Raw genomic sequence first — 11,834 nt, 5'->3', positions numbered from 1 at the left:
CCGATGATGCAAAGTCACGCGAGAAACCCCACCGAACAGCTAATGGCGCAACTGGAGCTGCTGTGGCTGGAAGCCAGCGAGGATCCGCAGGCGCGCCTGTTTATCTGGCGGGTAAAGGCGAATGCCGAAAGCCTGGTGCAGGCATTTATCGCCCTGCAACAGCAGCCGCCGGGGGATTACAGCGCGCCGGATCTGTTTATTGGCCTGATGGCGCCGTTCGACACCGGCTACGGCTACAGCCATGAACTGGCGGATGAGTTTATCGAACGTTATGAAGCCAGCGAAGGCGAGCAGGGCTGGGATTTCGAGCCTCTGTTGCCGTGTTACAGCGCGGCGCAGTGGCAGGCGCTGCTCGGTAACTTTGCAAAAGAGCACCAGGATCGGTTGCGCTATGTGGTGACGGTACTGACGCCGGAATCGGTCAGCGATGACGCGGCGCTAATGCGCTGGCTGACTCAGAGCGTGGAACAGATAGCCCCCGACGTGCGGATGATGCTTATCGATACCCTGGAACAGCCCACCTGGCAGGCGCTACAGCAGGCCTTTCCCCGGCGGGTGCGGCTGTTAACGCCGGATATCGACGGTATGAAGCTGATGCAGCAAACCGCCAGCCAGCTAAGTGATAGCGATAGCGATCGGCTGCGCTGTCGGCAGTTTATGGCCGATGCCATGCTGCTGCTGGAGCGGGGAACACCGCAGCAGGTGGAAGCCCGGGCCGGTCTGGCGCTGGCCATCGCGCATCAAAAGGGGTGGTCGGAACAGCAGGTGGTGATGCACAACATGATCGGCGGCGCCTGGCTAAAGGGGAACGCGCCCCACAAGGCGGTTGAGGCATATCATCAGGCTCGCCATACAGCGCAGTTTGTCGGCGCTCAACCGCTGCGGGCCGCGCTACAAATGCAAAGCGCGTTTGGCGAAGGCGGCGCGTGGTTTAGCGCCGGAGAATACCGGCGGGCCGCCGAAGCATACCGGGCGGCTGCCGTGCTGGCCCAACGGGCGGAAAATCGGGTGCTGGAAATAGAGGGGTGGCGGATGGCGGGACGCTGCCTGGTGCTGGGTGGCGATGGTATCGCGGCCATGAGCGATTATGCCCGGGCGATTGATGCCGCGCGCCCGCTGTCGGCCGGGGAGCGGGCACAAACCACGCTACCGCTGGCGCTTTCGGATCTGCTACATCTTCAGGACAGCAGACGCGCCCAGGCGCTGGAGCGCTGCGCAGAGTCGTACCAGCAGCGTAAGAACCGCTTTATTGCTGACGCTGAAAACACCGTAGCACGGCACGCCGCGACGCCTGCGGTGGTCAGGCAGGTGGAATGCCGGTTACAGCAGAGCCTGGAGCTTAGCTTTCTGCGGGCCAGAACCCAGCGCGAACAGTTAATTGTTGATGGCTGTCCGGCGTTCCGCCAGATAGTCGCCATTGGCCGCCAGTATTTACATCCCCACTGGAATGGCCTGCCGGACATCGCTCATCCGTTCGATGCTCCGCCGGGGCAGTGGCAGCAGATGCCGCAATCCATGGCCCAGCCGGACGACGCGGCGGGCGAATTTATCCAACAAACAGACTCAAGGACCCGGCATGAAAAAGGTGGTGATAATCGTGGCGATCGTACTACTGGCGATCGGCTTTGTTAGCCTGTCAGACAACGAGATGGCCAGCGAGGCGCGCAACTTCCTGCAAGCCCTGCTGCGCGCGATGTTTTGACCGGAAAGCGTCAGAGGCTGACTTATGCACTCAAGCTCGCACTTTGATCCCCAGCTTGGGATAGACATTCACACCTATCCGGTTGGGCCATTGCCGACACCGCATATCGCGCTGGTATTTGACGTTTTTGATTATCTGCCGGTGCTGGGCACCACGGTTAACGTCAACGGTATTAAACGCGCCAGTGCGGGCACCGGCGGACTGGCGGTGCATATTCCCGTCGGCGGCCCGTGGCTGCCGCCACTGCGTTTACCTGGCGGGCCGCAGCTGGACGATGAACTGTTTATGGGAAGCCAGACGGTGCGGGCCGACGGCGAACCTTTTGCGCGCATCACGATGCCGGTGCTGAGCTGCAATTTTGTCGGCATGATACCGCCGTTGCGGCCAAAGAGACTCAGCAAACCGAAACCGCTATCGCTAACCATGCCGCTAACCACCAATCTGGCGCTGCCGAATAAGGTGATCGTCGGTGGGCCTTCCACCATTAATGTGGTGGCGCTGATGATGCGCGCGGGGTTAGCCGGTCTGGGTAAGGGGCTGAAAAAATTTAAAAAAACGCCGCGCTATCGCAAATTTATGGAACAGTTTCAGGCCTTTCGTCGCAAGCTGTTTAAGAATATGGATCCCGGTTTTTTGAAATGCAAAGTACTGCGGGCCGAGCCGGTAGATATTCGGGATGGCAGCGTGGCGCTGGAACATCGGGACTTCCTGTTGCCGGGGCGACTGACGTTGGATTGGGTGCGCTGCTACTCCTCGGCGGATGTTGATGAGGCAGGATATTGCGGCTACGGCTGGTCAACGCCCGCCGATATCCACCTAGCGCGTAATGGAAATGACAGCCTGTTGCTTACCCGCCCGGGAGGGATGACCCTTTTTGCACAGATCCCAGAACAGCCGGGCCGCCAGCATGCCACGCCGGGCCTGCCGGACGGCGGACGCCTGTGGTGGGAACAGGACGAACAACAGCGGCGCTGGATCTATGAAGATAACGACGGCCAGCGGTATCACTTTGACGATGCTGTCAGCATGCCGCTGGCCGCGCTGGCGGATCGCAACGGTAACCGCTGGCAGTTCGTGCGCAGGCAGGGGCAGTTAGTCCGACTGGTGGAGTATGTCGCTACGGGTAAGACCGGCCGTGAGATTCATATCACCACCCGGCGTCAGCGGATTGAGGCCATGCGGCTGTACGACACCGACAACGACGCTTATTCGCCGCTCACCCGCTATGAGTACGACGCAGACCATCAACTGGCGGCGGAAATTGATGCCCTGGGCGCCGTCCGGCGCTTCGACTACCAACAGCGACGCATGATCCGCCACGAAGATCGCAACGGCCAGGCTTTCCACTACGCCTGGGACCACGACTGGCGGGTGATTCACGCCTGGGGTGATGGCGGGCTGTATGACTATCACTTCGTATACCACGATCTGTTAAACGAAGTGGAAGTGACCGACTCATTCGGCCATATCAGTCATATCCGCTTTGACAGCAGCGGTTTACCAGTCAGCGAAATTGATCCGCTGGGGGGTAACACGGTCTTTACCTATGATGAACTGGGCCGCCCGCTCAGCGTCACGCATCCCGACGGCAGACGGCATCAGTGGCGTTATAACGAACTGGGGTTAATCGGGGAAGAGATCCTGCCCGATGGTCATCGCCTGAGCCTGATCTATAACGACCTGGCGCTCCAGGAGACTCTGATAGACGAGAATGGTGCCACCTGGGAAATGGCTTACGATCCACGCGGCAACCTGCTGTTAACCCGCGATCCCACTGGCGCTGCCAGACGCTATCGCTATAACGAAGAAGGCCAGATGGTCGAACTACTGTCCGCGGACGGCGAGCGAACCACGCTGGAGTACGATCGCTATGGCTTTCCGGCACGTATAGTCAGTAGTCAGGGACCCCAGTGCCAGTTATGCCACGACCTGCGCGGTAATTTGCGTCTGAAAAGAGATGGCGCTGGTCAAAAGACCCGCTATGAGTATGACGCCAAAGACAGGCTGACTCAGATGCTTTCGCCGGGTGGAGAGCGGGTAACCATAGAATATGACCGTGAAGACCAACCTCTGTGCTATCAGGATGAAGAGGGAAATCAGACCCGGCTGCGTTACAACGGGACCGGGATGGTTACCGAATGCCTGACGGCGGACGGCGAGCGCGTGGCTTATCACTATGACAGCGAAGACCAGCTAACGGCGGTGGTCAATGCCCTGGACCAGAGCTGGCAATTGCGGCGCGATGCCTTAGGGCGAGTCACCGAAGAGGTGGATTACTGGGGGCAGACAACCCGCTATCAGTGGGATTCCACCCAACATTTGCTGCGCCGCACCGACCCGTTAGGCCACTCACTCGATTATGGTTATGACCGTGCCGGTCGGCTGAAAGAGAAACGCAGCGGCGACCGGCTGTTAACCCAATATCGCTACGATCCCAGCGGTCAGATGACCGGCTGCGATAACGGCTGGCGTCAACTGGCATGGCGTTACGATGCCGCAGGCCGGATAGTCACCGAAGAGCAGGATGGTTTTATAATAAGGCATCACTATAACGGTAACGGACAGCCCGTTCTGCGGGAAAGCGACGCCGGGCATCGGGTGGCGTTTGGCTGGAATGATGCCGGGCAACTCTCTTCGATTACCCTCAATGATGACTCACCGGTAACGCTGACTTATGACCATGCGGGCAGACTGAATAAAGAGCAGTTGAGCGCCGAAGTGGCGCGCCAGATAGAGTACGACAGTGACGGTCGGCTGACCGCATGGCAAACGCTACAGGGTGAATTACCGCTGTTTTCAACCGGCTATCGCTACGACCGACAGGGCAATATGACCCGGCGCAGCGATAGCCAGTGGGGGGACGATGGCTATCACTATGATGCGGTCGGGCGGCTGCTGGCCCATACCGATCCACAGGTGCATATCCATCGCTTTATCCAGGATGCAACCGGCAACCGGCTGACGCACAAAGTCCATGCATCGCCGGAAGACTGGTATCGCGAAGGAGATTATAACGATACGCACTATCTCTTTGACAGAGCAGGTAATTTACGTCAGCGCCGATATACTGACGGCAGTCGCCAGGAGTTTATCTGGGACGAAAGCCAGCAACTGATTGCCGTACGTCAAGGTGACAACGTCACGCACTATGCTTACGATGGCCTGGGGCGGCGGGTGTGCAAGCAAACGGCCCAGGAAACCCGCTGGTTTTACTGGCAGGGGGATGCATTACAGGCGGAAGTCAGCGCACCGGGCGGCCCACCGCTGCAACCGCTGGCGCTGTATGATGTCGCAGGTCGTCTGAAACGCCAGAAGGCCCAGGCGGCGCTCTTTAACAATCTACGGGAATATGTCTACTACCCGGGCAGTTTCTATCCGTTTGCACTGCTAACCCAGCAGGAAGGCGAGCGCAACAGCTATCACTATCACTGTGACCCGAACGGCATGCCGCTGAGGCTGACCGCAGGCAATGGCGAAATCGTCTGGTCGCAACGCTGTGGGGTTTGGGGCGAGCCGGGAGAGGTTTACGCCAGTCAGATCGACAATCCGCTACGCTTTCAGGGCCAGTACTTCGATGCCGAAACCGGGCTGCACTATAATCGCTACCGCTATTACTGCCCGCAGACTGGCAATTATATTAGTCAGGATCCCATCGGGCTGTTGGGTGGAATAAACACCTATCAGTATGGCGTTAATGCATTAAGTTATATTGACCCCTTTGGTTTAGACGGCGTTCCTTCCGCGAAAACGCATGCGAAAGAATATGCAAGAAAGCTAATGACAGAGTTAAGGCAGAAAAAGAGAAGCGAAAAAAGTATTCCTGTTGTGGTAACGGCTGTGGTTGACCGGCGTACCGGGAGAATTTTCTTTGGTGAATCCGGTGTCCGGCCTGATATTTCCAACCCTGTATTACTGGATGCCATGCCCAAAGATTCGCTAATACCAAATGGACGGCCCGTAAATCATTGCGGAGAGCCTGATGCGCTTAACAAAGCATTATCGGAGCGTGGCGCAAGGATGCAAGACATGGACGTTCACTCTGTTGAAACCAGAACGGGGAAAACGAAAAAACCGTGTAAAAACTGTGCAGTAACAACTGCCGGAACATTTCATAGATAATGAGGGTGATATACATGACAAATCGTCTCACTGATAGGATGAAAGAAGTTTTAAAACAATCAGGATATTCAGGCTCATCAATATATAATGATGATTTTAGTCATTCAGAGATTCTGGCTCTTTATGAGAAAAAGGGATATCTATTGGATGATGAATTTGAGTCCTTTTTGAAGGTTTTTGCTGATAAACGGCTAACTTATTCCACTAATAATGAAGAGTGGTTTTTAGATTTCTCTATAAGAAGCGTTTTGAAAAGTTATCCTAAAACCAGAATTGATATTTATGGAGAAGACCTCTCCTTGAATAATTTAATCCCATTTGCCTATGCCTATTCAGGCGAGATAGGGTTAGTCAGGGATCGGTTCAATTGGGTATACGGTATTGATGACGATATAGTCACACTGCATGGAAAGGATCTATGGACCGCTGTTAATAATATATTGAATGGGGCACAACCGAAGAGAATTGCCGGTGGAAGTTGAAGACTGGCGGCACTTGCCGGGTTAGTGTTTGCTACCCACTGTATTTGACATCCCAACATTCGGCTCTACCCTTAATCTGGTCTGACCTGAACAGGCGCTGGTCCGATAACCCGGGGGGTTAAGATGCCACAGTGGTTAAGTCTGTTGTTCATCATCCTGGCTTTTAGTTTCGTTCTGCTGTTTTCCCTGATCTACCTGCTACGCCCGACCTTTATGCCTTATCACCGCCAGGGGGTAGGCATAGAGTGGGAACAGCTCGACGAACGGGTCAGGAACCTGATCCTGGCGTTGATGCGGGCAGTGGGTTTTGCCTGGCTGGCGTGGCTGCTCAGTTGCCTGACGCTACTGGCGCTCCTGTGGCGCGAAGCGAGCGGCCCGGCATGGTGGACATTCGCCGCTCTGTTTGCTTTCGGCCTGTTAACCCAGGCGCTGGTTGCCGCGTCCTTCCGGGCCAGAACTGGCGCCAGAACGCCTGTAGGACTGATTCTGATAATGGCTGCGCTGGGCGCGGCCGGTCTGGTACTTTTCGGAGGATGATATGAACCCTGATGCACTGTTCTGGAAGGTGGTTAATGGGCAACTGCCGCTGTCAAAGGCTGCCATGACTCTGGGATGGCGCTTCGATCGTTACGATGAAGCACAGGGCGTGGTTCATGTTGAGTATCAGGCGGGCTCGGGGTTGACCAATCCGCTGGGCAATATTCAGGGTGGGATTTTGAGCGCGATGCTGGACGACTGTATGGGACCCGCGATTTATCTGGATCTGCCGCCCGGCAAGGTTGCGCTGACCATTGAATCAAAGACCAGTTTTATCCATCCGGCGGCACCGGGAGTGATCCGCGGCGAAGGCTGGATTGAACAGCGTAAGGGCGGTATCTGCTTTACCGCGGGACGCCTGCTGAATGACAGCGGCCATATTCTGGCTACCGCCAGCGCCACTTTCCGTATCGGCAGCCTGCGCTGGCATGGACTCACCATTCCAGGGCCGGTGGCGGACGGTATCATGAAATGGAAGCTGCGCCGCATCGCTGATTCCTGAAGGGTGTCCCGCCTCGCATATTCCGCCCCGGGCATTGCCATCCTGCTGCTTTCAGGCTATTACCTGTAGCCCCGGTGTAAAGGTGAGGTGGATGTGGAGCTACGTCAGTTAAGCTATTTTGTCAGCGTCATAGAGGCAGGCAGTTTTTCCGGCGCCGCGCGGCGGCTGGAGGTAGGGGTATCAGCCCTCAGCCAGCAGATAAGCCGACTGGAAAATGAACTCTCGGTACGCCTGTTGCAGCGTACCTCACAAGGAATACAGCCCACGGCGGCAGGGATGGCCTTTTTCGCCCAGGCCCAACTGACGCTGCGCCATGCCGATGAAGCGGTGAGGGCGGCCAGCCAGGCCCGGCTGGCGGGGCAGGTTAGCGTCGGGATGGCACCGAGTACCGCATCGGTGCTGGGGCTGCCCTTTATCGAAGCGATGAGTGAACGCTACGCCAGCGTGCGTCTGCACATCGTGGAAAGTCTTTCCGGTAATCTGGCGCATATGCTGGCGGCGCGCAGGCTCGATCTGGCGGTGCTGTTCCAGCAGGGGCAGCCTGAAACCTGGAGCGCCATTCCCATTCTGGAAGAGCAACTGTTTGTGATTGGTCCGCCGTCATTACTGGGGGCCGAGACCGGCGACCAAATCAGCGTGACGGCTCTCGCCGCGGTGCCGCTGATCCTTCCCAGTGCGGGGCACGGGCTGCGCGCCCTGGTGGATCGACTGTTTGCCAGTCACCATCTTGCCCTGACGCCACACCTTGAGATCGACGGCCTGGCGCTGTTGATGGCGGCAGTGCGTCACGGTGCCGGGGTAACCATCCAGCCCGGTGCCGCCGTTTCGTCACTGGGCGAATCCGATCTCCGGGTGCTGCGACTGCGTCCCCCCGCGCCGGGGCGCATTAACGCTCTGGTCAGCCTTTGCGATGACGAACTGGCACCGGCGGCGCTGGCGGCCCGGGTGGTACTCACCAGCGTGATGAGCGAGCTGGTCAGTCGTGGCCGCTGGCCGGGCGCCAGCCTTTACAAATTGTAAAACCCCCTTCAGACGGCGGCCGTATCGCCGCTGCATCCTGCCGGATAGCATGGCGATATTCATGTGATTCCGGAGTCTGATATGTTTGATGTGCTTGTGATTGGCGGCGGCAACGCGGCGCTGTGCGCGGCCCTGACGGCCAGAGAGGCCGGGGCGTCGGTGCTGCTGCTGGAAGCCGCCCCCAAAGCCTGGCGCGGCGGTAATTCGCAACATACCCGCAATCTGCGCTGTATGCATGACGCCCCCCAGGACGTTCTGGTAGAAAGTTATCCGGAACAGGAGTTCTGGGAAGATCTGCTGCGGGTCACCGGTGGTGAAACCAATGAAACCCTGGCGCGTCTGACCATCCGCACTTCGTCGCACTGTCGCGACTGGATGCGGCGCCACGGCGTCCATTTTCAGCCGCCACTTTCCGGCGCTCTGCACGTGGCGCGCACCAACGCCTTTTTTATGGGCGGCGGTAAGGCGCTGGTCAACGCTTATTACCGCAGCGCGGAGCGGCTGGGCGTGACTATCCGCTATGAAACGCCGGTGGACTTACTGGAGCTGGAAGCAGGGCGCTTTGTCGCGGCCTGGTCAGGCAATGAGCGGATTGCCGCCCGATCCTGCGTGCTGGCCTGCGGCGGTTTCGAATCCAACCGGGCATGGCTGCGGGAAGCCTGGGGCCAGAACGAACGGGGCGAATGGCCTGCCGACAACTTTCTGATTCGCGGCACCCGCTTTAATCAGGGAACGCTGCTGAAATTTATGATGGAGGCCGGGGCCGATATTATCGGCGATCCCTCTCAGTCACACTGTGTGGCTATTGATGCCCGGGCGCCGCTCTATGACGGCGGTATCTGCACCCGGGTGGACTGCGTATCGCTTGGCGTAGTGGTAAACCGCGACAGTCAGCGCTTCTACGATGAAGGGGAGGACTTCTGGCCCAAACGCTACGCCATCTGGGGACGACTGGTGGCACAGCAGCCGGGGCAGATAGCCTGGTCGATTATTGATTCCCGGGCCCCCGGCCACTTTATGCCGCCGGTGTTCCCCGGCGCCTGCGCGCAAAGTCTGCCTGCGCTGGCCGAACAACTGGGGCTCGATCCCGCCGCCCTGAGCGCCACCATTACCGATTACAACCGCGCCTGCCAGCCGGGCCAGTTCGACCATACCCGGCTCGATAACTGCCATACCCGGGGGCTGACGCCCGTCAAAAGCCACTGGGCCCGGCCCATCGACCAGCCGCCGTTTTACGGTTACGCGCTGCGACCGGGCATTACCTTCACCTACCTGGGGTTGAGGGTCAATGAACAGGCCGCGGTGCATTTCGCGGGCATTCCCAGCAGCAACCTGTTCGCGGCCGGGGAGATGATGGCCGGCAACGTGCTGGGTAAGGGCTATACCGCCGGGGTGGGCATGTCTATTGGCACCACCTTTGGCCGCATTGCCGGAGAACAGGCGGCCCGGGCCGCGCGCCAGAAGGAGTCTCACCATGCAACAGCTTAATTCCCTGATTAACGAAGCCCGCCAGTTGACCCGACCGCATGAAGAAGAGGCCAAACGGGTGATGCAGGTCTGTAATGCCTGCCGCTACTGCGAAGGATTTTGCGCGGTGTTTCCGGCCATGACCCGGCGTCTGAGCTTTAGCGATGCCGATATCCACTATCTGGCGAATTTGTGCCACAACTGCGGCGCCTGTCTGCATGCCTGCCAGTATGCGCCGCCCCACGAATTCGCCATTACGGTGCCCCAGACGCTGGCGAAAGTGCGTCTGGAAACCTGGCAGCGTTACGCATGGCCCGCCCGGTTTGGCGCGCTGTATCGCCATGCCGGAGTGACCAGCGCGCTGGCGCTGACCCTGAGTCTTAGCCTGTTTCTGCTGCTGGCGGTAGCGCTGCGTGGCGGCCTGTGGCATCCGCCGCTGGCGGGGGATTTTTACCAGATCTTCCCCCATAATCTGCTGGCGATACTGTTTGGCGGCGTGTTTGGTTTTGGTCTGCTGGCGCTAATCGTGGGCGTGATCCGCTTCTGGCGCGGCGTTTCCGGCGGTACGCCCAGACCCCCGGCGGCGCTGGAAGCAGCCCGCCACGCGCTGACGCTCACTTACCTGGACGGCGGCCACGGCGAAGGATGTAATGACGAGGACGATCGCTACACGCTGCGCCGCCGTCGCTTCCACCATTTTACCTTCTACGGTTTTATGCTGTGCTTCGCCGCGACGGTGGTGGCCACCGGCTATCACTATCTGCTGGGGCAGCCTGCGCCTTATCCGCTGCTGAGTCTGCCGGTGATTCTGGGCACTCTGGGGGGGATTGGCCTTATCATCGGCCCGGCGGGGCTATTGTGGCTTAACCTGCGGCGGGCGCCGCTGCACGGCGATGAGCAGCAGAAACCGCTGGATCGCGCATTCTGTCTGCTGCTGCTGTTAACCAGCATCACCGGACTGGCGCTGCTGGCAGGCAGGGATGGGCCGCTGATGGGGGCGCTGCTGGCGGTGCATCTCGGGGTGGTGATGGCGCTGTTTCTGACGCTGCCTTACGGCAAGTTCGCCCACGGGTTTTATCGCTGTGCCGCGCTGCTTAAGGATGCTATCGAGAAGCGCCGCGGTAAGTGACAGCGTCACACAATCAACCGCAGGCCTGCTGAATCAACGCCATTCCCTGCCGAATCTGGCGCTCAATCTCCTGACCGGACCAGCTTTCCATAACGGAAGAGAAGGGTTCAAAGGAGTAAGCGCCACGATATCCCAGTTCTTCAAGGCGCCGCACCTGGGCGGCGCTGTTCAGCCTGTCGGCATCGCTCAGCATAATACGCTGTTCGTCAGTCAGTTGTTCCATCGGGCGTGGATCCTCCACCCCGGACAGATGCACCAGTCCCACCCGGTTGATATCAAGCGTTGCCAGTTCGCGTTCGGCATCGGGCCACAGCGCGTGGTGGAAGGTATCCACCAGCAGTCGGAACGGAGCGCCCGCCTCATGAATCAGTGCCGCAGCCTCGCGCGCTGAACGCAACGAACTACAGGGGAAGCCCAGCGGCTCCACCAGACCTTCCACGTCATATTCCGCAAAAAGAGGGGCAAGCTGGCGCAGGGCGTCGATGGTCTGGCGCGCCGCTACCGGCGTTCCATCATTTAACGGACACAGCACCAGGGCCCGGGCGCCGGTCTCTTTTGCCGTTTCCAGCAACGCTCTTGCCCGCGCCATCAGCGCCTCATCGGGGCAGTTAAAGGGGTAGAGGGCGTTAATGGAGAGAATCTCAATGCCGTAGCGTTGGGCCAGTTCCCGTACCGCCCGGGGTGAAAGGTCGTCAGTCACGCTACCGCCAGACATATCGTTACGCAGCTCGACTTTATTCAATCCAAGCTGACTGACCAGTTGAAAGAAGGGGGCAATCCCCATTCCGGGGGCAATCTTACGGTTAACGCAGAAACGCTGAATATCGATGTTCATAGGGGTTCTCCAGAAACAGGGTAAAGGTCTTGCCAGATCAA

The 11,834-nt window shown here is 58.7% G+C and carries 9 protein-coding genes; 8 read left to right on the top strand and 1 reads right to left on the bottom strand.

The genetic code is table 11. From position 1 onward, the window contains the following. Nucleotides 1-3 precede the first annotated feature (3 nt). The 8 genes from FEM41_RS17610 (at nucleotide 4) to tcuB (ending at nucleotide 10,958) form a co-directional block, all read left to right on the top strand. Nucleotides 4-1,632, top strand: coding sequence for a hypothetical protein (locus tag FEM41_RS17610; RefSeq protein ID WP_138097490.1), 1,629 nt, complete (start codon nucleotides 4-6; stop codon nucleotides 1,630-1,632). A 94-nt stretch (nucleotides 1,633-1,726) separates the two neighbouring features. Further along, the gene (locus tag FEM41_RS17605; RefSeq protein ID WP_138097489.1) at nucleotides 1,727-5,821 is read left to right on the top strand and encodes an RHS repeat-associated core domain-containing protein; all 4,095 of its coding nucleotides are present in this window, start codon (nucleotides 1,727-1,729) and stop codon (nucleotides 5,819-5,821) included. A gap of 14 nt (nucleotides 5,822-5,835) precedes the next feature. Continuing rightward, complete coding sequence (locus FEM41_RS17600; protein WP_138097488.1) at nucleotides 5,836-6,303, top strand: hypothetical protein; 468 nt, start codon at nucleotides 5,836-5,838, stop codon at nucleotides 6,301-6,303. Nucleotides 6,304-6,426: 123 nt separating this feature from the next. Then, a complete protein-coding gene (locus FEM41_RS17595) occupies nucleotides 6,427-6,840 on the top strand; it encodes a hypothetical protein (protein ID WP_138097487.1) in 414 nt (137 codons plus the stop codon). A gap of 1 nt (nucleotide 6,841) precedes the next feature. After that, the gene (locus tag FEM41_RS17590; protein WP_138097486.1) at nucleotides 6,842-7,342 is read left to right on the top strand and encodes a PaaI family thioesterase; all 501 of its coding nucleotides are present in this window, start codon (nucleotides 6,842-6,844) and stop codon (nucleotides 7,340-7,342) included. 93 nt (nucleotides 7,343-7,435) lie between these two features. Next, a complete protein-coding gene (locus FEM41_RS17585) occupies nucleotides 7,436-8,362 on the top strand; it encodes a LysR family transcriptional regulator (RefSeq protein WP_138097485.1) in 927 nt (308 codons plus the stop codon). Nucleotides 8,363-8,443: 81 nt separating this feature from the next. After that, on the top strand, nucleotides 8,444-9,850 hold the full coding sequence (tcuA, locus tag FEM41_RS17580; protein ID WP_138097484.1) for an FAD-dependent tricarballylate dehydrogenase TcuA: 1,407 nt from the start codon (nucleotides 8,444-8,446) through the stop codon (nucleotides 9,848-9,850). Next, nucleotides 9,837-10,958: a tricarballylate utilization 4Fe-4S protein TcuB gene (tcuB, locus tag FEM41_RS17575; RefSeq protein ID WP_138097483.1), complete on the top strand. Its 1,122-nt coding sequence runs from the start codon at nucleotides 9,837-9,839 to the stop codon at nucleotides 10,956-10,958. Before tcuA ends, tcuB begins: the two co-directional genes overlap by 14 nt. Before the next feature lie 13 nt (nucleotides 10,959-10,971). On the opposite strand, the gene FEM41_RS17570 is transcribed toward tcuB, so the two are convergent. Beyond that, entirely contained in the window at nucleotides 10,972-11,793 is an 822-nt protein-coding gene (locus FEM41_RS17570) for a TIM barrel protein (protein ID WP_138097482.1), read from the bottom strand. Nucleotides 11,794-11,834: the final 41 nt, after the last annotated feature.

The sequence above is a fragment of the Jejubacter calystegiae genome (genome assembly GCF_005671395.1).
Lineage (GTDB): Bacteria > Pseudomonadota > Gammaproteobacteria > Enterobacterales > Enterobacteriaceae > Jejubacter > Jejubacter calystegiae.
The sequence above is the reverse complement of the archived record's forward strand: the minus strand, read 5'-3'. Positions and strand labels throughout refer to the sequence as shown.

Excerpts from the sequence above, each read along its gene's own strand:
- FEM41_RS17600 (WP_138097488.1), top strand. The coding sequence starts at position 5,836 with ATGACAAATCGTCTCACTGATAGGATGAAAGAAGTTTTAAAACAATCA.
- FEM41_RS17595 (WP_138097487.1), top strand. The coding sequence starts at position 6,427 with ATGCCACAGTGGTTAAGTCTGTTGTTCATCATCCTGGCTTTTAGTTTC.
- tcuB (WP_138097483.1), top strand. The coding sequence starts at position 9,837 with ATGCAACAGCTTAATTCCCTGATTAACGAAGCCCGCCAGTTGACCCGA.
- FEM41_RS17605 (WP_138097489.1), top strand. The coding sequence starts at position 1,727 with ATGCACTCAAGCTCGCACTTTGATCCCCAGCTTGGGATAGACATTCAC.
- FEM41_RS17590 (WP_138097486.1), top strand. The coding sequence starts at position 6,842 with ATGAACCCTGATGCACTGTTCTGGAAGGTGGTTAATGGGCAACTGCCG.
- tcuA (WP_138097484.1), top strand. The coding sequence starts at position 8,444 with ATGTTTGATGTGCTTGTGATTGGCGGCGGCAACGCGGCGCTGTGCGCG.
- FEM41_RS17610 (WP_138097490.1), top strand. The coding sequence starts at position 4 with ATGATGCAAAGTCACGCGAGAAACCCCACCGAACAGCTAATGGCGCAA.
- FEM41_RS17570 (WP_138097482.1), bottom strand. The coding sequence starts at position 11,793 with ATGAACATCGATATTCAGCGTTTCTGCGTTAACCGTAAGATTGCCCCC.